This is a genomic window from Nocardia sp. NPDC005998 (genome assembly GCF_040614395.1).
In the GTDB taxonomy this organism is placed as follows: Bacteria; Actinomycetota; Actinomycetes; order Mycobacteriales; family Mycobacteriaceae; genus Nocardia.
Genome location: NZ_JBEXUI010000007.1, coordinates 171618 through 193739 on the forward strand (window position 1 = coordinate 171618; position 22122 = coordinate 193739).

General features: G+C 65.9%; 19 protein-coding genes, 1 tRNA gene and 2 pseudogenes. 6 read left to right on the plus strand and 16 right to left on the minus strand.

Going from position 1 to position 22122, the window contains the following annotated elements; all coding sequences use genetic code 11:
- Positions 1-60 precede the first annotated feature (60 nt).
- The 4 genes and pseudogenes from ABZ293_RS13350 to ABZ293_RS13365 all read right to left on the minus strand — a co-directional run.
- On the minus strand, positions 61-531 hold the full coding sequence (locus ABZ293_RS13350) for a hypothetical protein (protein WP_355180250.1): 471 nt from the start codon (positions 529-531) through the stop codon (positions 61-63).
- A complete protein-coding gene (locus ABZ293_RS13355; RefSeq protein WP_355180252.1) occupies positions 512-1498 on the minus strand; it encodes an IS30 family transposase in 987 nt (328 codons plus the stop codon). Before ABZ293_RS13355 ends, ABZ293_RS13350 begins: the two co-directional genes overlap by 20 nt.
- Positions 1499-2053: 555 nt before the next feature.
- Entirely contained in the window at positions 2054-2680 is a 627-nt protein-coding gene (locus ABZ293_RS13360) for a hypothetical protein (protein ID WP_355180384.1), read from the minus strand.
- Positions 2681-2804: 124 nt separating this feature from the next.
- Positions 2805-3443, minus strand: a pseudogene (locus ABZ293_RS13365) (serine/threonine-protein kinase); the annotation flags it as partial.
- 415 nt (positions 3444-3858) lie between these two features.
- Here ABZ293_RS13365 and ABZ293_RS13370 point away from each other — a divergent pair.
- Positions 3859-4179 (plus strand): hypothetical protein, encoded by a 321-nt coding sequence (locus ABZ293_RS13370; protein WP_355180254.1) that lies wholly within the window; start codon positions 3859-3861, stop codon positions 4177-4179.
- Here the strand turns inward: ABZ293_RS13370 and ABZ293_RS13375 are convergent.
- Positions 4127-4519: a restriction endonuclease gene (locus ABZ293_RS13375; protein WP_355180256.1), complete on the minus strand. Its 393-nt coding sequence runs from the start codon at positions 4517-4519 to the stop codon at positions 4127-4129. The genes ABZ293_RS13370 and ABZ293_RS13375 overlap by 53 nt on opposite strands.
- Entirely contained in the window at positions 4479-4817 is a 339-nt protein-coding gene (locus ABZ293_RS13380; protein WP_355180258.1) for a hypothetical protein, read from the minus strand. The genes ABZ293_RS13375 and ABZ293_RS13380 overlap by 41 nt, the downstream gene beginning before the upstream one ends.
- Before the next feature lie 279 nt (positions 4818-5096).
- On the opposite strand from ABZ293_RS13380, the gene ABZ293_RS13385 reads away from it, so the two are divergent.
- Positions 5097-6098 carry a hypothetical protein gene (locus ABZ293_RS13385; RefSeq protein WP_355180260.1) on the plus strand — a complete coding sequence of 334 codons (1002 nt, stop codon included), beginning with the start codon at positions 5097-5099 and terminating at the stop codon, positions 6096-6098.
- A gap of 69 nt (positions 6099-6167) precedes the next feature.
- Here ABZ293_RS13385 and ABZ293_RS13390 read toward each other — a convergent pair whose 3' ends face one another.
- From ABZ293_RS13390 to ABZ293_RS13405, 4 genes are all read right to left on the minus strand, one after another.
- The gene (locus tag ABZ293_RS13390) at positions 6168-6950 is read right to left on the minus strand and encodes a hypothetical protein (RefSeq protein WP_355180262.1); all 783 of its coding nucleotides are present in this window, start codon (positions 6948-6950) and stop codon (positions 6168-6170) included.
- A 316-nt stretch (positions 6951-7266) separates the two neighbouring features.
- Positions 7267-8517 carry a site-specific integrase gene (locus ABZ293_RS13395; protein WP_355180264.1) on the minus strand — a complete coding sequence of 417 codons (1251 nt, stop codon included), beginning with the start codon at positions 8515-8517 and terminating at the stop codon, positions 7267-7269.
- A 126-nt stretch (positions 8518-8643) separates the two neighbouring features.
- A tRNA-Gly gene (locus ABZ293_RS13400) sits at positions 8644-8719 on the minus strand.
- A gap of 131 nt (positions 8720-8850) precedes the next feature.
- Positions 8851-9618, minus strand: a complete 768-nt coding sequence (locus tag ABZ293_RS13405; RefSeq protein ID WP_355180265.1) for an NAD(P)H-binding protein — start codon at positions 9616-9618, stop codon at positions 8851-8853.
- A 139-nt stretch (positions 9619-9757) separates the two neighbouring features.
- Here ABZ293_RS13405 and ABZ293_RS13410 point away from each other — a divergent pair, with 139 nt between their 5' ends.
- Positions 9758-10558 (plus strand): helix-turn-helix domain-containing protein, encoded by an 801-nt coding sequence (locus tag ABZ293_RS13410; protein WP_355180376.1) that lies wholly within the window; start codon positions 9758-9760, stop codon positions 10556-10558.
- Here ABZ293_RS13410 and ABZ293_RS13415 read toward each other — a convergent pair.
- The 3 genes and pseudogenes from ABZ293_RS13415 to ABZ293_RS13425 all read right to left on the minus strand — a co-directional run bounded on the left by ABZ293_RS13415 (position 10513) and on the right by ABZ293_RS13425 (position 13007).
- Positions 10513-11398 (minus strand): annotated as a pseudogene (locus tag ABZ293_RS13415) (IS5 family transposase). The gene ABZ293_RS13410 and the pseudogene ABZ293_RS13415 overlap by 46 nt on opposite strands.
- A 101-nt stretch (positions 11399-11499) precedes the next feature.
- Positions 11500-12246: a lysophospholipid acyltransferase family protein gene (locus ABZ293_RS13420; RefSeq protein WP_355180266.1), complete on the minus strand. Its 747-nt coding sequence runs from the start codon at positions 12244-12246 to the stop codon at positions 11500-11502.
- Between the two features lie 8 nt (positions 12247-12254).
- Entirely contained in the window at positions 12255-13007 is a 753-nt protein-coding gene (locus ABZ293_RS13425; RefSeq protein ID WP_355180268.1) for a lysophospholipid acyltransferase family protein, read from the minus strand.
- Positions 13008-13117: 110 nt separating this feature from the next.
- Here ABZ293_RS13425 and ABZ293_RS13430 point away from each other — a divergent pair, with 110 nt between their 5' ends.
- The 3 genes from ABZ293_RS13430 to ABZ293_RS13440 all read left to right on the plus strand — a co-directional run bounded on the left by ABZ293_RS13430 (position 13118) and on the right by ABZ293_RS13440 (position 16903).
- A complete protein-coding gene (locus ABZ293_RS13430) occupies positions 13118-14026 on the plus strand; it encodes a hypothetical protein (RefSeq protein ID WP_355180270.1) in 909 nt (302 codons plus the stop codon).
- 42 nt (positions 14027-14068) lie between these two features.
- Entirely contained in the window at positions 14069-15607 is a 1539-nt protein-coding gene (locus ABZ293_RS13435) for a Rieske 2Fe-2S domain-containing protein (protein WP_355180272.1), read from the plus strand.
- Between the two features lie 339 nt (positions 15608-15946).
- The gene (locus ABZ293_RS13440; protein ID WP_355180274.1) at positions 15947-16903 is read left to right on the plus strand and encodes a DMT family transporter; all 957 of its coding nucleotides are present in this window, start codon (positions 15947-15949) and stop codon (positions 16901-16903) included.
- A 184-nt stretch (positions 16904-17087) separates the two neighbouring features.
- Here the strand turns inward: ABZ293_RS13440 and ABZ293_RS13445 are convergent, their stop codons facing one another.
- From ABZ293_RS13445 to ABZ293_RS13455, 3 genes are all read right to left on the minus strand, one after another.
- Positions 17088-18344 carry an oxygenase MpaB family protein gene (locus ABZ293_RS13445; protein WP_355180276.1) on the minus strand — a complete coding sequence of 419 codons (1257 nt, stop codon included), beginning with the start codon at positions 18342-18344 and terminating at the stop codon, positions 17088-17090.
- A gap of 246 nt (positions 18345-18590) precedes the next feature.
- On the minus strand, positions 18591-20162 hold the full coding sequence (locus ABZ293_RS13450; protein WP_355180378.1) for an MFS transporter: 1572 nt from the start codon (positions 20160-20162) through the stop codon (positions 18591-18593).
- Positions 20163-20301: 139 nt separating this feature from the next.
- Complete coding sequence (locus ABZ293_RS13455; protein ID WP_355180278.1) at positions 20302-22089, minus strand: bifunctional diguanylate cyclase/phosphodiesterase; 1788 nt, start codon at positions 22087-22089, stop codon at positions 20302-20304.
- Positions 22090-22122 lie beyond the last annotated feature (33 nt).

Sequence of the window (22122 nt, forward strand, 5' to 3'; positions counted from 1 at the left end):
ACACCGCGAACGAGTCCGATCCTGCGACGACGCGGGGGATCTCCTCGAGGTAAGCCCACATCACCTGATCGGCAGGCCAGATACGAAGGTGTTGGGTTCGCTGCGGTCATCGCGGATTTGCAGGGTGTGCAGGGAGCCGTTCACGCGGTCCAACATCGCCAGGTCCAGCAGTTGGGCTGCCCGGTCGTGGAACAGGTGCGGTTGGCCGAATTCGACGCGGGTGAGAATGCTCAGGTTGGGGAACCGATGTCGGCAGCGCTCGATGCAGTCGAGGTAGCCAGCTACATCGAATTCTGGAGGGTGCAGGTAGCCGCCGGGGTCGAGGAGGTGCCGTTGGTGGGGCATGAGGTCTTCGACGGTAGTGCGCCATGCAGTGTCGAAGTCGAGGTGCACGGTGAAGATCACCGTCGGCAGACCGATCGCGATGGCGCGTTCGCAGGTTTGTTCCATCCGTCCGGCCGCGCCGGAGGCGGGTCCTCCTGTGTCCCAGGACCATTCGCTGTGCACATGACTATCGGCGGGAAGTGCCACAGTGTTCAGCGTAGATTTCCGCCGGGCTGCGATAGCCGTGGATCTTACGGGGCCGGTTGTTGAGTTCGTCGGCGATCGCGTCGAGGTCGTCTTGGCTGAACCGGCGTAGATCGGCGTTCTTCGGCAGATACTGACGCAGCAGCCGGTTGGTGTTTTCGTTTGTGCCCCGTTGCCAGGGGCTGCGTGGCTTGCACAGGTAGATCGGCATGCTCGTGGCCTCGGTGATGGTCTTGTGGCCGGCGATCTCCCGGCCACGGTCCCAGGTCAAGGTGCGCCGCATCGGTGCTGGGAGGCTGAGCAGGTAGCGCGTCAGATGCGGGGTGACCTGGTCGGCCTTGATTCCGTCTGGCAGCGCAACCAAAGCAGTGAAACGACTGGTCCGCTCGACCAGTGTCGCGACCGCCGATGGCCGTGACCCCATGACGAGATCGCCTTCCCAATGCCCGGCGACCATACGGTTTTCGACTTCGGTCGGACGCTCGCTGATCGGAACCAGATCCTTGATCACGCCTCGCCCGTCGGGGCGCCGCGCGCGTTTGGGATGGCGCATCACCCGCCCGCTGCGCAGCTGACGGGTAAGTCCGCGGTCGATCGCTTTGCGGCGACGCGGATCGAACAGCGACAAGTAGATCGCCTCGTGGGAGACTCGCATGCTTGAGTCACTGGGGAAACATCGTGCCAGCCACCCGGAGATCTGTTCTGGAGACCACCGCATCATCAGCTTCTGTTCCACTAACGCCCTCAGCCGCGAATCCCTCGCGAGCTTGGCCGGTTTCGGCCGCCGTGCGCTCTGATACGCCTGGGCATCGGCAGCCGCTGCACGATAGCTCTCCCGCCCGCCGTGGCGGGAAACCTCCCGAGAGATCGTCGACGAACGACGACCCAATCGACGGGCGATCGCACGTGCCGAGCAACCCGCAGCCAGCCCACGAGAGATCTCCTCACGCTCGGCCAAGCTCAGATGCACGCTGCGACGCCGCAACGGCGGCTGTCGCACGCCCCCGGTCTGGGCCAGAAACCGTCGCACATGATGCACCGGCACCCCAGCCGATCGCGCGATGACGCTGAATGGCTCTCCAGCGCGCCACTGCCGCCACACCTCATCTTGCTGACCCGCCGACAACCCATAATCCCGCACCACACCCTCCGCCCAACATGATCATCCACGCGGCGATGCATTGACCACTTGAGCTCAAGAACGTTCGCGAGACACCTTGCGGCGTCGGATGTTTTCGCAGGCCAAGGATGTAAGGCCGAACGCACCCGCGACGGCCTAGCGGCCGCTCGGGCGCGCGGCCGGACCGGTGGGCAGAAGCCCAAACTCGGTCCACGGCAGGTCCAGCTGGCTCGACATATGTACGACGAACTCGATGACCGCGGTAAGCGCCGGTACACCGTTGCCCAGATCGCGGCCGAGTTCGGGGTTCGACCAGGATCACCGCGGCGACGTCAGCGGTGACCGAGCGTCCCCACAACGGTCACGGTTCCAGGTGCAGGAATTCCGGCGGAACGCCATGGCGTATCAGCAATTCGCGGTGACCGGTGACCTCTTCCGGGGTGGTGCTGTACCAGGTGAGCATCTGGAACATCTGTGCGGCCGCACTGGGCTGGACCTGGGCAGCGCGCAGCGCCGCTTCGCCGCGGCCGCGAAGTCATGCACGGGTTCGACAGAATCGACGTGGTGGTTGTCGCCGTCGTAGACCGGTTCATGGGGTGTTTCGGCCAGCAGGGAGCCCAGGGTTTCCCGGGCGATGATCCGGCCCTCGCCTGCCAGGGCGATCGCTGCGGCCGCGCCGGCCAGCAGTTTCTCCTGCGTGTCCCATGGCAGGAGTTCGTAGGGTCGCCACACCGAAATCCCTGCTCGCACATGCAGTCCAGCCGCATCCCAAACTCGCCCGATGGTGCGCCTGCCAGCCTGCCCGAGGGTGGCCGTCGCCAAGCTGAGCTCGTCGAGGAGGATACGCAGCAGCCGGAACCACACACCTGCGAGTACGGTCCGACCGGGCAGGTCCACGGTGCCGGCGGTCAGGGCCTGGCGAGTGTCGTGCACCGAGTCCCCGCGCACGTAATTGCCGAAGACCGCGTCGGCGTCGGTCGGTGCGATCGGGTAGGTGTCGAACAGCCACGGTGCCCACCCGGACAAGGTCATCGACCGCAGGCGCGCCGCGTCGAGCCGCTTCAAGATCTCGGCTGGACTGGGCCGGGAACTCTGGTGCTTTTGCCAACATTGCGAGGATCAACGAACGGAGCAAGGGCGATGCCTCGGTCAACGGAGGTGGGGGCGCCATACGGTGCTGTTCGTAGAAGTCGGGCCCCGGGAACGGAAGCTCTCCCGTCACCAGCTGGCATGCCACGATGCCCAGCGAGTACACATCGGACTTTATCGTGGCCCGCTGGCCGGCGAAGCGTTCCGGCGCGGTCCACTGCTGTGTCCCACGGTCCTTGTAGGTGACTGCGGCGGTGGCTTCCTCGGCGTAGCGGGCGATGCCGAAATCAGCCAGGCACCAATCACCGCGGTATCGGAGGATGTTCTGCGGCTTGATGTCGCGGTGAACGACCACGCTACCCATATCCAGCAGTGCCGTCGCCACGTCCGTCAAGACCGCGATGACATCGGACTCACCGAGCTGACCTTCTGCAGCCAGATACTGATTAAGTGAGCACTCTGCCTTCGGCATCCGCAGCAGCAGTTCAGATTCGGTAGACCCGACCTCGTCGAAGGGCACGATGTTGCGGCAGTTGCGGATGTCTTCCACCAGGAGGTCGCGGTTCCCGCCCGGGATCTTCTGGACCTTCTTGACGACTGCGCGCTCGCCGTCTCGCTCAACCTCGACGACAGAGCTCATCCCTGGCTCATCTCCGATGGGGCCAATTACCGTCCACCTCTGTTCGAGCTGAATGAACTCCGTCATGTCGAAATTTCACCACGCTCGACCGCGTCGCGTCGGAGGCGGTCGGCTACCAGGGAAGCCAGGCCACTCCGACGATGGCAGTGATGACATCGAGCACAGAACTGGACACATGAAGAACCCCAAACGATCTGGGGGACAGCGTCATCGGGGTTAGGTGGGTATAGCGTCGCTGGTTCAGCCATCCCGAATTGGATGGTCGAACCGGGCGTTCGGAGCCGTTTCGCACCCGGGGTACTGCAGACAGTTACTGGTCTCTTCTAGACCAGGCTCGTCTGAGCCCGGCCGCTCTTCGCTCTAGTCTCTCGGCTCCGCTGTGACACCCTTCAAGGTCGCGTACCGACCCAAGGAGTTCGATCGTAGCCGAATGACGACGACACAGGCATGTCTGTCAGTGCCCTGCTGCACCATCGTCTACATGAGCGCGCACGATGGCATCAACGCGGCCAACGCCGAGGCGGCCCGCGCCGCTGGATGGCCGGAACTCGCCGGCACCCCAGCGCAAATCCCCTGGGCTATCAGCGTCCGCGCGGACAAGATGCGCGAATTCGACACCGGAGCAGCTGAGGAGTCGATGTCCGACGTCGACCGAGTCCTGTTCCGAGAGGCCCTTCTACGCCAGACCCAAGCCAGCGAATGGATCGATTGCCGTTCTCACCCTTGGCCGGCGCTGGCCTTGCGCTGGCTCACCCCTGACGAGCGCGCCGCCCTGCTCGCCAAGGGTGCGGATCGTCCCTGACAGTCCGCCGGTTTCTCGGGCTCAGTTCCAGGGGGTCGGCCCGGTCTGGGATTCCCACGCTGCCAGCGCTTTTGCTGGCATGAGCAGGATCCGGCCTTGACCGCGTACGCGCGTGCTTGCGGGTGAATGTATGCGCGGTGGTCACCACGGCCGCCACGTCGGCGCCGTGGATGGTGTGCGCGGTTCCGCCGAAGCGCTGCACGTCTTGGCTGCCCACGCTGCGGCCGTCGCGATACCGCTTGGCCTGCAACACGATCCGGCGGCCATCCGGTGCCCGCGCGATCACATCGGCGCCCAGATCACCGGACCCGCCAACCACCCCGGACATCGGTGCAGCCATCACGGCGACACAACGCGGCCAGCGCCTCCTCGAACTCGGCGGGGCTCAGCGTGTTCTGTCGCAGTGCTGCCAGTACCCGTGCGTCATCGCGAGCACGCTCCTGGCGGCGATGCCGCACCGCCAGCACGACGGCGCCCGCGGCGACAACCAACGCACACACCCCAACAGAGGCGAGTATCAAGGCTTGCCGTTGGGCGATCTCCGCGACCTTGGGTGCGATCACCAGCACGGCGACGACGGCGGCCATGAACATGAACGCCGCCGCATCCGATCCGCGGCGACTACGTCGTCTTCCCATCCGTGCCCCCTCAGCAGCCCGCCCAGCTCTTCCTCAGCCTGGCGCAAGCGCCAGGCCCATCTTGCGATTGTCGCGGCTACCGCCGGATTCCACTCAATTTCGGAGATCAGGAAACGGCCCGATTCGGCCTGGCCACAAGACGATTCGACGTAACGGGAAGCGTCCGATGCGGGGCAAAGGTCGCGAATGTTGTCAGTGCCGGAGTTCACACTGGATCCTGCGATCAGTCTCAGCCAGCGAATCACTCTGCGGCTGCCGAGATCAGAAGGGGGATCGCGGGTGTCAGAAGGGCCGTGGTTGGAGCGGACAGTACTGCTGGGTGGGCCCCGCAAGCGTGCCACCAACGGTCCTCTGCGGGTGTACCTGCCCTACGAAGGCTCCTCGAACAAACCCTGGATCAGGGCGGTCGTGGGCAAGGGCGCACCGATCAAACCGGCCGTTCACGGCCACCTCAAGGTCTGGGAGCTCAGCGCCAACCACTTGCTGCCCTTGGCGGCGGCGATGGCCGACCGGTACGGCGAGATCGAGATGCGACTGCAGGTCTCACCGACGATGACGTGCACCCACAGTTGCCAGACCGCTCGCCCGGACACGGTGTGGGAGTGCGTGTGCGAGTGCGGCGGCCGTGACCACAGCGGCAAAGGCACCTACAACGACTGGTACCCCACCGGCCGATTCCGCATCGAGCGCCAAGGCGAGATCGAAGTGCGGTACCTGCAGATCCGGCGCGGGCAGATCCCTCTACCGCCGGACATCTCACCCATTGCTCTCGAACGCGCCCTACCCATCTCCCCGCCGCAGGCCCCACCGGCACGGCGGGAGAATCCGCGACCACAGCTGCGCCTGATCCCCACGCCGCCACCCCCGCCGCAGCCTCAGGCTGTACCTGCAGCACCGCCGACACCGTTGGAGCCTCGGACAGCGTTCCCCCGGCCGCCGCGTGATCTCGGGCGGGTTCCCAGCGACACCATAGACAGCTACCAGCCCGAACCTCCAGTGCCGGTTGCCATTTCCAAACCACACAAGCCGGGGCGGGCTGGGCCCCTGATCGCGGCGGCGGCCGTGGTCGCGGCGATCTGCTTGGGCGCGTGGCTGCTTCTTCCCACCGACTCGAAGGACGAGCCTCGGGGAACGCGCACCCCGGTAACGGTGCAGCAGGACAGCCCAGAGCCTGCACCACCACCCGTGGCCGCTGAGCCCGCGCCACCTGCGCCGCCGGTTCAGGCCCCACCACCAGCCGCGCCCCCGCGCGGGTGCTACCCGTTCCAACCGAACTGCTAAGCCTTATCCCCGGCTCGTAACGCGCCGCAGTTCACAGTGTGGAAGGCGAAACGCCGTGCCGGTCCATCTTCAGTCCTCGGCGGACACCCGATGTTGTAGGCCGACCAGATCGGTAGCAGCCGAGTTCTGTTCGACCTGGCGGTCAGTGTGCATCGGACTGATCTGCCCGCGGTATGTCCGCAGGATTTCGCTGACTTGGTCGCGGTGTTCGCGGGCGGCGCGGTCGGCCATGGCGTGGGCGGCGGTGATTGCGCGGGAGTACTCCATGTCGCGTTGTTCGAGTTGATGGTGGTGTTCGGTGGCCTGGTCGTCGAGACGCTGTCGTAGAGTTGCGTTCTCCTCAGTTGAAGTCTTGGCGTTGGTGAGTGCGGCGTCGCGTTCGCCTTCGGCGTGGGCCTGTGCTGCGCGGGCAGCGTCGAGGTGTCCGCGCATTTCCTTCAGCACCGCTTCGGCTTCCTCGTAGACCCGGTCGCGATCTGCCTCTACCTCGGCGATGCGCGCTTGTGCGTCGGCAGCAGCTTGTGCTGCAAGGGCTTTGGCCGGCTGCGTCTCCTCGGCGGCTTCGTCGGCGGCGGCCAGGGCCAGCTCCTCGAGCTCGACCGCGTGTTCCAGTCGACACGCCATGACAGACGCGGCTTTCTCCACGTCGGCGCGAGCCTGTTCGGCGGCGGCGATGCGGACAGTCGCGTCCCGCTGAATCTCGGCGATCTCGCGGTCAATGACCGCAGGGTCAGTGACCTCGGCGATCAATTCGCCGGCGTCGACCAGCATGGCCGCCAGTTCTGTGCGGGTCAGTTCGATGCAGTCGACAAGATCGGCAAGCGCGATTGTGCCGTCGGTGACCGGACGCAACGGGCGCTGCTCCACCCGTTCGACAGCCTTGTCGTCGGCTTTGCGCTTGCGGCGCAGCGCTTTCTGCGCGGTGTGCTAAGGGTTGTCGCAGTATTTGCGCGGTGCGCCCGGTCTGCCACTGGGCAGGACGGCGGCCTCGCATGTGCCGCCGTTGTCCAAGGGGAACTGGCATCCCGTCGGGGTGTCGGTGGTGGTGGTGCGTGGGTTGACGGCTTTCAGCATCGTGGAATTCCGTTTCATTCCATTTCATTTCATTCCGACGCCGCGGTTATGAAATGAATCCTGATGGGCAGGTGGAGTGCTCGGGGACACTGGTTCAGGCGACGGTGCGCAGCATCGCGGCGCGGGCGCGTGGGAGCCTGTTGGCGATGATTTGGGCGGCTGCGGCGCTGGCGCGGCGGTCGTTGTGGCCGTAGCGGGAGTCGGTGGTGTTGACCGACTTGTGGCCGGCGTCGCGGGACACGACGAACAGGGGCACGCCGTCCTGGAGCTTCCAGGAGATGCCGGTATGGCGCAGAGTGTAGGGGGTGAGGCGTTTGTGGCGTATCGAGGCGATCGCGTCGGCGAAACGCTCTAGCAGGTAGTCAGGATCCGCGCCTTTCCACTGAGCGTTGGGGCCGAACGGTTCGAGGTTGCCGTCGGCGAGAGCACGCAAGCGGCGCAAGCCTGGTATCCACGCTTTGGCGTAGAAGTAGCCCGCGCTGATCGGAGTGTCGTTGCTGGTGTGGACCAGCAGCTCATCACCCGGGCGATCGAGGTCGAAGCGCTCGAGGGTTTCCAGCGGAACCGTGACGGTGCGAATACCGCGCGAGGACTTCGGTTTTCCCAGCTTCATCCCACCGCCGACGTGCTTCCATGCCTTGTTGATGCGCACATCGCCGGTCCGCTTGTCGATATCGCGGATCTGGATGGCGGTGACCTCACTCGGTCGGGCCATCGAGACCAGGTTGAACTCGGCGTGCGGGCGCCACCGCGGTGGCATCAACTGCTCGAAGAGCTCCCATTCGTCGTTGTCGAAGATGTCCAGCTCCGGCGCGTCGTGGCGCGGCAGCCGGATGCCCAGGCATGGGTTGTAGGGGATCAGCGGCGTCGGTCGTTCGGCCACAGCCGCGTTCAGACCAGCGGACAGGAACCCGTGTTTGTTGTGAATGGTTTTCGCGCCGTTGCCCTTGTCCTGCTCAAGGTGCACGATCCAGGCAGCGTCCAGATCCTGGTTGAACGCGGTGATCGGCAGCGAGGAGCCCATGAACGGTTCGATGTCGACGTCGATGTAGCGGAGGTAGCCGGCGCGCGTGCGTTCCTCGATTCCGGTCAACCGCGCGGTGTACTTGCGCAACCACGCCACCAGCGTCGTATACCGCACTCCGGCACCGAGCTGAATCTCGCGGATCCGGCGCGCCTCGGCGACCCCGACCACCTCGGCCAGCTCACACCAGCGCACCGCGGCCTCGAAATCGTCGAAGGTCTCCGACGTCGAGCGTCGACGCCCGGTCTCGTCGTAGAAGTGGAACGGAACCTGCCAGGCGATCGACCCGTTACTACGGGGTCGCGGGCGGGGTGTGAGCATGAAGCCTCCAGAGCCGGTGGGTGCCCTGAGAAGCCGGTTGTGACCGCAAGTTGGTGACGTGGTGACACAGGTGGTGACATACACGTCTAGACCAGGGTAGCTCACGCTACTGACCTGGCCTTTTCGTGGAGCGGATGACGGGATTCGAACCCGCGACCCTCACCTTGGCAAGGTGATGCGCTACCAGCTGCGCTACATCCGCATGCGCTCGATGTGGTCCGGAACTCGGCTGCATCGGCGTGCGTCCAAAACTGTAGTCCGACATTGGCCCCAAATAAAAATCGGACATTGCTGGCAGGGGCTTCGGGTGCCGGGGATGCGGATGCGGGTCGGTCAGCGAATGCTCTGGTCGGCGGAGGTTGGGGTGAAGGCTGCGGCGTGGTCGGCAGCCCATTCGGCGTAGGTGCGGGGTGGGCGGCCGAGGATTTGGCGGACGTCGTCGGTGCGGATGGTATTGCCGCCAGCGCGCACATAGGCCTGGCCAGCCAGTGCGCCCTCGACGAATTCCGGGGACATGCCTGCCGCGATCATATGTTCGCGGGCAATATCTTCCGGCACGTCGACCACCTCGAGCGGATGGCCGAGGACGGTCGCCAGTGCTGCGGCTTGGTCTGCGGTGGTGAGCAGTTCGGGGCCGGTGAGGGTGTAGACGTGGCCCGTGTGGCCGGTGGTCGTCAAGGCCTCGACGGCGACCGCGGCGATATCGCGTGGGTCGATGACGCCCTGACTGCCGGTACCGGTCAGATTCGGCACGGGCTGACCGGACCGGATGGCATCGGCCCAGCTCAACGTGTTGGAGGCGAAGCTGGACGGCCGCAGGACGGTCCACTCCAAACCGCTGGCCCTGGCTGCTTCCTCGCCGGGAATATGCCACGTGCCGACCCGGCCGAGGCCGGGTTCGCCGGTGCCTATGGCGGAAAGTTTGACGATGCGGCGCACGCCGACCTCGCGGGCCACGGCAACCAGCGCGCGGTCGGTCTCGGCATATTCCGGGCCGAGCACACCCACGATGAAGGCCGCCGCCGCGCCGGACATCGCGGCGGCCATCGAGTCGAGGTCGTGGTAGTCGGCCCGGGCCAACTCCACTCCGGATGATTTCACTGCCGATGGTGCCGGTGGCACCGGTGATCACGATCATGCGGCCAGCCTGCCGCCCGGGCCACCTGGGTCGATAGGAAATTTCGGCACGTTTTCGGTCGCTGTATACGGCTGTGAGCTGCTTACAGTGGGTCCGGTGACCATGCCGACCGCCGACCTCACCGAGTCAACGGTGCCCGCACCCGAAGCACTGCGGCCGTGGATCACCGAATTCGGCAGCATCCCGACCGGCACAGATACCTCCGTGCCGTACACGCATGTACCGCATGCCGGGACAACGATCGTGCTGCGCGACCGCCGCGACACACTCGTCGTCGGGCCGCAGACCCGCGCCGCCTACTCGGCCGCGGATAAGCCCGCCGGATGCACCCGTCTGCGCCTGGCCCCCGGCGCCACCCGGCAACTGCTCGGCGTCCCCGCCGCCGACCTCGCCGATCGCGTCGTCCGCCTCGCCGACCTCCCCGGCGTCGCCGCCGATCTGGCACACGAACTCGCCGCGCTGCCAACCGAAGATGTCCTGCGGTTCCTGGAAGCGATTCTCCCACAACGCATCTCCGAAGATCAGACCCAGCGCGCACACCGTGAACTCCTCCGCGACGCCGTCGCCGCCATCGCCACGGTCCCGACGGTCCGCGGACTCGCCGCCGACCTCGCGGTCAGCGAGCGCCAACTCCGCAACCTCTTCACCGCCGGAATCGGTGTCTCCCCCAAGCATTTCGCCCGTATCGGCCGCGTTCGCCGCATCATTGCCAGCGCGGGCCAAACCCCGTGGTCCCAATTGGCCACCGCCACCGGCTATTACGACCAGTCCCATATGACCGCCGACTTCCGCATGCTCATGGGCGTCCCCCCGACCTCCTTCCTCCGCGGCGATCTCCCAGCCCCTAGGACGCGTCCTCAAAGCCACATGAGCAGGGTGGCCAGGTCGAGCATGCCGCGGTAGGAGGTTGCCGTCTTGTCGTAGCGGGTGGCGATGGCCCGGTATTGCTTGAGCCGGTTGAAGCAACGCTCGACGACATTACGTCGGCGATAGGCCACCGGATCGAACGTCGGCGGACGGCCACCAGCCGTGCCACGGCGCCGCCGGTTGGCCTGCTGGTCGGCGCGTTCGGGAATCGTCGCGGCAATGCCGCGACACCGCAGGTGTTCCCGGATCGCACGCGAGGAATAGCCCTTGTCCGCCAGCACCCGCCGTGGCCGCGTCCACGGCCGCCCGCGCCCGGGCCGTGGCATCCAGATCCCGGCCAGCACCCTGGTGAACACGGTGCAGTCGTTAACGTTGCCGCCGGTCAACACAATCGACAACGGTCGCCCGAGCCCATCACAGGCCAGGTGGATCTTCGTCGTCGGCCCACCACGAGACCGGCCGATCGCGTGATCAGCGGGCTCGCTATCTGCCCCGGGGTAGAACCCGCCTCCCGCCGGTGTGGATCACCCGCCCGCGCCGGGCACCCGCAGCATGCTGGTGCGCACGCACGATCGAGGAATCCACCGACACCTCCCGGTCGAGCTCAGCGACAGCGTCGGCGATCACCCGCACCCGCTCGACCAGCAGCGTCAGGGTTCCGTTGCGTGACCACCGCCAGAACCGGTTGTAGACGGTCTTCCACGGCCCGTACCGCTCGGGCAGGTCCCGCCACGCGATTCCGGTCTTGGCCTTGTACAACATGCCGTTGACCACCCGCCGGTCATCGATCCGCGGACGCCCCTTCGCACCCGACACCGGCAACGACGCCTCCACGACCTGCCACTGCTCATCGGTCAACTCATGCCTGCGCACCACAACCCGACATCAAAACAGACCAGCAACCACCGCAAAGCAAATCAGCCACAACCACTTTGAGGACGCGCCCTAGCCGTTGCGCAATCCCCTGGTCCTGAGGCTCAGTGGGTTCGACGTTGGGCGGCGCGGCGGGCCATCTCCGCCCGCTCGAGCACGGCGGCTTCGGCGAGGGTGGGGGCGGTGCCGCCGATGCGGGCGGGTACCCACGGTTCGCCCGCTGGCATCGGGTAGTTCGCCTGAGCGTCCGCCAGCAGTTCGCTCATCCGAGTGCGGAGTTCGACCGTTAGATCGTCGGTCGGGTCGACGGGCGGGATCGGGTCACCGATGCGGATATTGATCGGAAAACGATGGCGGCCGAGTTGCTTCGGGAAGCCCTTGGTCCAGATGCGATGGGCACCCCAGATGACGATGGGAATGATCGGGACGTCCGCGTCGATCGCCATGCGCGCGGCACCGGACTTGAACTCCTTTAGTTCGAAGCTGCGGCTGATGGTCGCCTCCGGGTAGACCACGACCAGCTCGCCCGCACGCAACGCCGCGACCGCGCGACGGTAGGAACCCGCGCCCGCGCTGCGATCGACACCGATTGCCTTGCAGTGCTTCATGAGAAAGCCGACGATGCCGTGTTCGAGTTCGGCCTTCATCATGAAACGAACATTGCGCCGCGAATTGCGCCCGACCAGACCGACCTCCATGAAGTCCAGGTAGGCGGTGTGATTCACGGCGATGACGGCGCCGCCGGTGCGCGGAATCCGGTCCTGTCCGGCGATATCCACCCGCAGCCCCTGCACCACGAAGAGCGTGCGGACCAAGCCCGTGAGAATGTCATAGACCGGTTCCCGCGACATGGCTTCCCCTACAGCGAACCCTTGGCTGCCCGGCGCGCCGCCTTCTCCTCGGCCTCGGCGGCGTCCATGGCATTGGCTGCCTCGAGGGTGGGCGCGCTGCCGCCCAAACGTGCTGGCACCCAATAGGCGCCGGGTTCGTGCACATAGTCCTGCTGCAGATCCAGCAGCATCGCCTGCATGGTGCTGCGCAGCTGAGCGGTCAGCTCGGCGGCGGGTTCATAGGGCTGGATCGGCTCGCCGACCGCGATGGAGATCGGCGTATTGGTGCGACCCAGACGCTTCGGGAAGCCCTTGGTCCACACCCGCTGAGCGCCCCAGATGACGATCGGGATGATCGGCACATCCGCCTCGATCGCCATGCGCGCGGCACCGGACTTGAAGTCCTTGATCTCGAAACTGCGGCTGATGGTGGCCTCGGGGTAGACGCCGACCAACTCGCCTCTGCGGAGGTATTCGACCGCCGCCTTGTACGAGTCGGCACCGGCCGCACGGTCCACCGGAATGTGTTTGAGCGCCCGCATGATCGGGCCGGAGATGTTGTTGTCGAACACCTCCTGCTTGGCCATGAAGCGGACGTACCGCTTAGGGGTGCGCGCCGGCAGACCCGCGTAGGTGAAGTCCATGTAGCCGGTGTGGTTGATCGCGATAACGGCACCACCGCGCGCGGGGATACGTTCAGCGCCCTTGACGGTGAACTTCAGACCTTCGACGAAGAAGACGGTACGGGCCAGCCCGATGATCGTCCGGTAGACGGGTTCCACAATTCCGCTAGCGTAGTCGCTGACTGTCCCATCCGGCAGAGCCGCCGCATCCGCGCGCGTGCCGGACCCGTCGCTCCTATGCCGAACGCCTACGAAAGAGGACCCTCGAAGTGGAACGCGCTCGCCCGATACCGCGTGAACACGACCAGAAGGACCCGCGGACACGAAGGGCGCTCCTCGCCATCACGACTGGCCTGGCACTGACCAGCGCTGTTCTGCTCACCGGATGCGACTCCGTCTCCGGCATACCCGGTGACGAGCCGCCCAACACATCGGCGAAGACCACGACCCCGTCGGCCGCGATTCCGACCACGGCCACGCAGGCATTGGCGCAAACGTTCAGCGTGCCGGTCGGTGAGGTCCGCGGTGTGTCCGGCGCGGCGGATGTCGTATCGCGCTTCGGCGCGGCACTCGAGCGGGCCACACCCGCCGAATTGCAGTCCAAGTGCTGGATGATGGCCCCAGGCAATGTCAGCGATATGTCCGCCGACAAGAAGACGATCCTGACCGCCATCGCAGAGCCCGCGACGGTCACGAAGAACAGCGTCAGCTGGCAGAACGCGGGCACCACGATCAGCTTCGACCGCGCCGCGATCGAGTCGGGCATCAAGAACTCGAACCAGACCGTCTGCCCGTGGGTGGCGCAGGACGGCGCCGACCCCGGCCCCAATGAGGCCGACGCCAGGCATACCGTGCGCCGCTATCTGGCCCGTTTCGTCGGCACCCCGCTCGATCCCTCCGATAAGGAGGGCACCTATCCGCTGGTCTGCAAGGCGAGCCCCGCGAACTGGGATCCCACCGGAACCGGCAGCCCGACATCCGCACCGCTGGCCAATAACCCCGGCAGGCTGACCGGCATCACGAAATTCACCGATCAGGAGATCCGTTCGGAGCGGCTGCGCGCGGGTTACGTCACGGTCGAAGTTCCGGTCACCAACTCCTCGGGTGTGACCCAGACCCGTACCTTCACCCTCACCGAGGGTTCCGAGGGCTACTGCATCGGCGACGTTTCCGCCTAGCCACTACCCTGGGTGGCTGGTAACGGTCAGGAGGAGCAGCTCGTGCAGATCACCAGCGTCGGACACGCCGGATTCCACATCCGCACCGCGGCCGGGTCGATCCTTTGCGATCCCTGGGTCAATCCCGCGTACTTCGGTTCGTGGTTCCCGTTTCCGGACAACACCCAGTTGGACTGGGATGACCTGGGCAATTGCGATTTCCTGTACGTCTCGCATCTGCACCGCGACCACTTCGACGCGGTGCACCTGGCCGAACATGTGAACAAGGATGCGACCGTACTGCTGCCGGACTATCCGGTGCCGGACCTGCGGCGCGAACTGGAGAAGCTGGGCTTCCACAAGTTCTTCGAGACCCAGGATTCGGTGAAGCACCGAGTGAGCGGTCCGGGCGGCGAGATCGACATCATGATCATCGCGTTGCGCGCGCCCGCCGACGGTCCGATCGGCGACTCCGGGCTGGTGGTCTCCGACGGTGAGACCACCTGTTTCAACATGAACGATGCCCGTCCGGTCGATATGGATGTGCTACACGACGCGTTCGGGCACGTCGATATCCATCTGCTGCAGTATTCGGGCGCGATCTGGTACCCGATGGTCTACGACATTCCGAACCGCACCAAGTCGAACTTCGGCAAGCAGAAGCGTCAGCGCGGTATGGATCGCGCCCGCAGCTATATCGAACAGGTCGGTGCCACCTGGGTCGTCCCCTCGGCCGGTCCGCCGGTCTTCCTCGACGATGAGCTGCGCTACCTCAATGACGATCGCGGCGACGAGGGCAATATCTTCCCGGATCAGATGGTGTTCCTGGAGCAGATGAAGATCCACGGCAACGAGGGCGGGATCCTGATGATCCCGGGTTCGGTCGCCGAAGTCCGCGGTGCGGAACTGTCGCTGACCCATCCGTTCGAGCCGGGCCTGATCTACGACAACAAGGCCGAATATATCGAGCTCATGGCGCAGCGTCTCGCGCCGGTGCTCGCGGCCGAGAAGGCTTCGTGGGCAACAGGTGACGAGCGGTTGCTGGAACAGTTGCAGGCGCTGTTCGAGCCGATCATGAAGCAGAGCGATCTGATCTGCGATGGCATCGGATACCCCGTCGGCCTGGTCATCGGCGAGGAAACCGTGGTGCTGGACTTCCCCAACCACGTGGTACGCGCGCCGATCGAGGGAGAAGGCAAGTACCGCTACGGTTTCCGGATCGCGCCGGAGTTGGTCCGGACCGTACTGCGCGATGAGGAGCCGGACTGGGTGAACACCATCTTCCTGTCCACCCGCTTCCAGGCGTGGCGGATCGGCGGCTACAACGAATTCCTCTACACATTTTTCAAATGCCTCACCGATGAGCGGATCGCATACGCGGACGGCTGGTTCGCCGAGGCGCACGACGATTCCGCGTCGACGGAATTGGCCGGATGGGAAGTGCAGCGGCGCTGCCCGCACCTGAAGGCGGATCTGTCGAAATTCGGTGTGGTCGAGGGCAATACGCTCACCTGCAATTTGCACGGCTGGCAGTGGGATCTGGAATCCGGTCGGTGCAGAACCTCCAAGGGACACGAGCTGCGGTCGCGCAAGCTCGGCTGAACCGCGTGTGCTGGTTCCGGCCGACCACACTTATGCCGACCGGAACCGCGCGAGTAACACACCAGGTCAGCAGCCTTCCCCGGTGCGTCTCAGCGACCTGAAACGCAAATCCCCAGAACAGCTTTCGCTCCACAACAACCGGGAACCAGGTTTCTTTCCGACGTGAAGGCCGGGCACAACCGAGGCTCGTGCAAACCACGTGATTGCCTCGCACAGCTGTGCACGCTGTGCGAGGCAATCACTGGAGGTGCGACAAGCGCGGGCGGGTCGGGGTGGCACGGCGATCGTGATGTGTTGTGGCTCGGCCGGTGGTTGAGGTTGTGGCGGTACGGTGCGGGGGTGGCGGTGCGGGCGAAGGTGGGGTTGGCCTTCGGGTTCTGTATTGGGGCCGGGGTGGCCGTGCAGGGCCGGATCAATGGTGCGCTGGGGGCGCGGCTGCAGGATGGGATCGCGGCTGCCTGCATCAGTTTCGGTGTCGGGCTGGCGGTGTTGCTGATCGCGTTCGTGTGCAGTCGGCGGTTGCGTGCTGGGCTGGGGCGGGTTCGGGCGGCGCTGTCGAGCGGTGTGCTGCGTCCATGGCAGTTGCTCGGCGGGCTGTTCGGTGCGTTCTTCGTTGCGTGCCAGGGACTTACGGTGGCCGCGATCGGTGTCACCGCATTCACCGTCGCCACGGTCAGCGGTCAATTGCTGAGCAGCCTGGTGGTGGACCGGCTCGGATTGGCCCCGCACGGCCGCACCCCGATCACGGTGGCGCGTATTTGTGGTGCCGCATTGGCCATCGCGGCGGTGGCTCTCGCCGCGACGGGCCGCTCCGGCGTACCGGCCGGATCCGCCGCGGTTCCCGACTGGCTGCGCACCGGCCCCACCGCACTGCTGGTCATCCTGCCCGCGCTGGCCGGGATCGGGCTGGCCTGGCAGCAAGCCGTCAATGGGCGCGTCGGCACGGTGGGCGGCCCCTTCTCCGCGACCCTGGTGAACTTCGGCATCGGCACCGCGGCCCTGTTCGCCATCGAAGCCGCCGTCCTCGTCGGCAGTGGCCGGCCCATCGAATTCCCCGGCGAACCGTGGCTCTACCTCGGCGGACTGATCGGTGTCGCCTTTATCGCCCTGGCCGCCCTGACCGTTCGCTGGATCGGTGTCCTGCTGCTCGGCCTCACCTCGGTGGCAGGCCAACTCCTCGCCTCCATCAGCCTGGACATCCTGACTCCAACCGGCGGCGGACTATCCCGCACCGCGGCAATCGGCTGCACCCTCATCTTCGTCGCGGTCGTCGTCGCCACCCGCTCGCGAACTTGATGCTCCTGACCCGCGCGCGCTGGTGCGCGGGATTACATGTCACGGCGGGCGTAAAGCGTTCGACCCCCTCTCCCGGCGATCGAGCCGTAGACCCTGATGCCTACCCCACACGCAGGGCAGTGCGCGGGACGGGCGCAGAGCGGTCGCCGCCCTCACCGGGACGATCAAGCCTCGAACCTGATGCCTACCCCACACGCAGGGCGGTGCGTGGATTAGCGAAGGTGTCGTGGCGGGCGTAGGTACGGTCGCCGCCATTGCGGGCGATGGAGCCGCGGACCAGGCGGGAGCGGACGCGGGCGCCGAATTTTTCCTGGATGCGGGTGGCGCCGGGGATGAGTTGGCGGGGGACTTCCAGGGCGCCGTTGACGACGGCGGTGGCCAGGACGGCGCTCTGGAAGAACTTGCTGTTCTCCAGGCCGAGGAAGTCGGAGTTGCTCGGGCCGAGCACGATTCGACTGTAGGCCACCATATAGCTGGTGAGCACCCGGCGGATGACGCGTTTGGCGACGGTGTCGGTGCCGATGAACAGCCCGCCCGCCGCGGGAACCAGGGCCTGGGCCAGACGGCGGGAGTCCTCGTCGGGAATGAATTCGGTATCGGCGAGGATCCAGAAGGCGCGCCAGGTATCGGTTTCATTGGTCGGCAGGATTTCGGCGTCGATGCCGAGCAGGAAGCCGACATAGCGCCAGAGCTGGAATACGGCGTCCTTCTCCTCGGCCGAAAAGCGCAGGCCGAGCGCCTGTGCGCCAACCAGATTCGCCATCGAGAACAACCCGAGCGTGCCGACGGTGAGCACCTGGTTCACCGGATGGTCCCAGGCCGCGTAGTCCCAATCGGGTCGGCGATTCATGCCAGCGCGGACCAGCGCGTGCATCAGCCGCACCCGCAGCACGCTCTTGTAGCCGACCTGATTGCGCCCCAGCCCACCGGGAGTCGTCACATCCAGCCACCACTGGGTGGTTTCGGCGAGGCGGCGCGGCGCCATCGCGGCGAGATCACCGGTGCCGACCAGGGTCTTATCCGCGCGGGCGGCGAGGTAGCCGCCCATCAACGCGAACATCCCCATCGCGATTCCGCCCCACACGCTGGTGCGTTCCACGACCCGGGCACCCCGATCGATCTTGGTGCGGTCCAACCAGTAGGGATCCGCCTCGACCTGCCCGAAGAACGCCACCAACTCCGCGGGCGCATCCGGCACCGCATCGATACCGCGCTCGACGGCGATCTCGAACATCCGTCGTCCCGCACCGACCGGCAGCTGCTCGAGCATTGCGACCACAGCATCCGCCAGCGGATCCCCGACCTGCGCGAACCGACGGAACGAATCCCGCTGCGCCGCCGTGCAGCGCAGATCGCCCGGCGCCATGAGGGGCACCGCGTACCGGAACGGAAACTCCGTGAACAGCGGCGGAGTCGGCAGCAGCTGGTTGTCATGCGTCATTGCATCGCACCCATCGGAAGAGATGTTCGCACTCGGCTGCGACGTCGAGCGCATTCTGACAAGACCATCCCACAAATACGAATATCTGGCAACGCTCCATGCCAGAATTGAGCGCGATGGCTGCCCCCGCACGGTCCTCATGCTGGCGGTCTACGCCGACGAAGAGATCGCCGCCCACATCATCGAAACCACAAGCACCCAAGCCGAATTCGCCGCCACCCACCTACCCGGCGGCTCGGTAGTGGGTCAATTGGGGCGTTGGGGTAGCCAGGAGGGGGTTAGGAGGGCTATGGCCAGAAGGAGGGTGCCCAGTAGGGCCACTGTGGTGGACATCGAGAACCATAGGGTGGCTACGGCGGTGAAGCCGAAGACTGCCAGGGCTACTACCTCGGAGGCCAGGCCGGATACCGAGGTTACTGTGGCGCGGGCGGGGCCTTCGATTGCGTCCTGGAGGCGGGCGCCTGCTACGACGGTTGCGTTGTAGATGATGCCGTAGGACGCGCCGATCGCGGTGAAGCCGAGCACCGCGAGTACGTACACCGCGGCGGGCCAGCGGACGGCGAGGCCCGAGATCAGCGCGCCGCCGACGAACAGCACACCGGCGATGCCGACCGCGCGGGCCATGGTCCGCGCCGATATCGCTTCGGTGCGACCGGCGAGCACGGAGCCGATCAGTGAGCCGAGCACCGTTATCCCTACCAGTAGCGGCACGATGGCGGTTGCGACACCCACTTCCGCGGCCAGCAGGGCGAAGTACTCGTCGAATGCGGTGATTCCGAACAACAGCGCGCCGAGCATGACGCCATTGCGCACGGCACGCACCCGAATCGCCTCCCCGACGCCGGTTCGCAGCATGCTCAGGTATGTCACGAATGGTCTGGATACAGACTCGTCGCAATCCGATGTGGCAGTTCCACCAGCTGCCGCTGGCGCACGATCGTCACAACCTTCGTGCTCAGTGGGGATCAGCCGAGGCAGTGTCGACTTGCGCGCCACCGGACCGATCGATGTCGCAGGGTCGGCGCTGTCCGCTCGTTGGCGTGCGATGGATGAGTTGATCGAGCCGTCCTCGTCCGACTGCCCAGCGGGGCCGAGCACCCGCGCCCGTCGCGCAGCGGCGGTCACATCAGCCGCCACCCGAGTACCACCAGCTGGCTGCTGCCCCGATGACGAATCACCCGCGACCGCATCATCTTCCAACTCCTCGACAGCGGCCGCGGAAACCGCCTTCGGCGCACTCGGCAGCGATAACGCGATCAGCGTGTGCACCGCCGCGAACAGCACGCTGGACCAACCCAGCAGCGGATAGCCACCCCAAACGTAGAGCGGCGTCGCGGCAACGATCGCAATGACGATCGCCGCCTCCGATGCGGCCCTGGCATATCCGATGAGCTGTGGATATGCCTGCCGCGCACCGTGCGCCACGAGTTCGTCGTAGAGCAACGCCTCGAAGGTTCCCGAAACGAGCGCACCCGAAGTACCCCAGAGCAGGAAGCCGAGCGCGAAGCCCAGATAGGTCGGCAACACGGTCCACAAGGTGAAACCGGCGGTCAGCAGCACACCGCTGGAGACCAGCAGGCCACGCCGCGAGACCGTATCGGCCCAGGCACCGGAGGGCACCTCGAGCAGGAACGCCGTCGCCGACCAGATCGCCAGCAGTGACGAGATCTGCCCGGTACTCAGTCCGTGATCAGCGAATAGCACCGCGTACAGCGCATACAGCGGAATCAGCTCACCGATGCCTTTGAACAGGACCGCTCGTACCGTGAGCCCGCGAATACCGTATTCGTCGGTGCGCCCCGTCAGCCGTGCGCGCAGCGACTCAGCGGTTCAACTGCCGTAGAAGAGCAAACGCATGCTGTGATGCTCGGTCACCCGACGGCATCCCGTCAAGCGATTTTCCCGCGCCGGAAAGGCTCACCCACCGGACATACCGCACATCCATCACGTTCCCAACTCAACCGAGGGGCAGCCACCCATTGGCCGCATGCAAATCCCCATCACCGAGTTCTCGATCACTGACCCCAGGCCCAACCCGCCCCTGGTGCTCATTCAGATCGGTGATCAGTTCCGAAACCGGATGTGAATCGCTGTAGTGGTACCCCTGGGCCAGCGCGAAACCGAGTTCGGTGAGCACCGCGGCCTGGTATTCGGTCTCCACCCCCTCCGCAATGACCTGCAGATCCAGTGCGCTGCTGAGCGCGGCGATCACGCCGAGCAGCGGCGGTGCTGGTGAATCCGAGCGGATCGCGGCGACAAAGGACTGGTCGACCTTGAGGATGTCACTGGGCAGTGTGGCCAGACGACTCAGCGAGGAGTACCCGGTGCCGAAATCGTCGATGGCAATGCGAACACCGCGCTCGCGCAGCGTGTGCAGATTGCTGATGGCCGTCTGGGATTCGGCGGCCAGCTCGCTCTCGGTCACCTCGAGTACCAGCTGGTCGGCGGGCCACCCGGTACTCGCCAGAATCCCCGCGACGCGATCCGCGTAACCGGTCTCGGCCAGTTCCAGGCCGCTGACGTTCACATTCAGCGTCAGATCCAATTCCGCGAAGGTCTCCTGCAGCCGGGCCGCGTCAGCGCAGGCCCGGCGCAAGACCAACTCGTCCAGATCGGCGATGAGGTCGTACTCCTCGGCGACCCGGATCAGTCCCTCGGTGGTGACATCCGGCTGCGCACTCGACGACCAGCGCAGCAGCGCCTCCACACCGACCGCCTTGCCGCCGCCCTCGGTGAGGCTGACGATCGGCTGATAGTGCACATCGAGTGCGCCGCGGTCGATCGCCTCGCGCAGTTCGACCGCCAATGGCAGCTGCCGCGACGACTCCAGCACCGTGCGGTTGCGCCCCGCCTGCTTGGCCCGATACAGACCGACATCCGCCCGGCTCACCAGCAGCGATCCCGACTCCCCCGGCTGCCATGAGGTGACACCGGCGGAACATCCGGTGGTCACCGATGCCCGCAACTGCTCGGTCAGCAGAATCGCCGCCTGCTCGGTGGTATTCGGCATCAACAGCGCGAAGGCGTCACCACCGTAGCGAGCCAGTCGCTGATCCGGCGCGAGCAACTTCGACCAGGTATTGGCGACCCGCTGCAGCACCGCATCGCCCGCGCGATGGCCGAGGTGATCGTTGATCTTCTGGAAGCGGTCGAGATCGACGAGTACCAGCGCCAGTCCCTGTCCGGTGCGGGTGGCTGTTTCGATCGCGCTGTTCAACGCCCGGTCGAAACCGCGCCGATTGAGCAATCCGGTGAGCACATCGATATCGGCCTCGGAGGCCATGCGGGTCAGAATGCCGACCACCACGCCCACTCCGAAGGTCACGCCCGCCGGAATCAACCCCGACCACCACGGCAATGCGGGATGGATCGGCCGCGACGGCATTACCCACAGGCACATGGCCATTGCGAAGGCTATATGCGCGAACGCCTGCGGCCATGCGAAGAACAGCGCGGCATCACAGGCGACGAATACATAGAACGAGGCGAGACCGATCGCGCCGACGGTATTCGGGAAGGCGTAGATCGCGATCGTCACCAATACCGTCGCGATCGCGACATAGCCGTGGTGAATCCCATGCGGCAGCCGCGGACCCCAGCCGAGCAGGCTGAGTCCGAGCAGCAGCGCCACCGCAGCGGCGGTACCCACCAGCGCCCGATTGCCTTCGCTGCCCGGGGCAATTCCCGTGATCAGCAGGCCGAGCGCACCCCCCATTACATAGAAGGCCCCGGTGGTCCGGGACATGACCATAGCCGTCGCCAGCGCAGACGCGGCCCG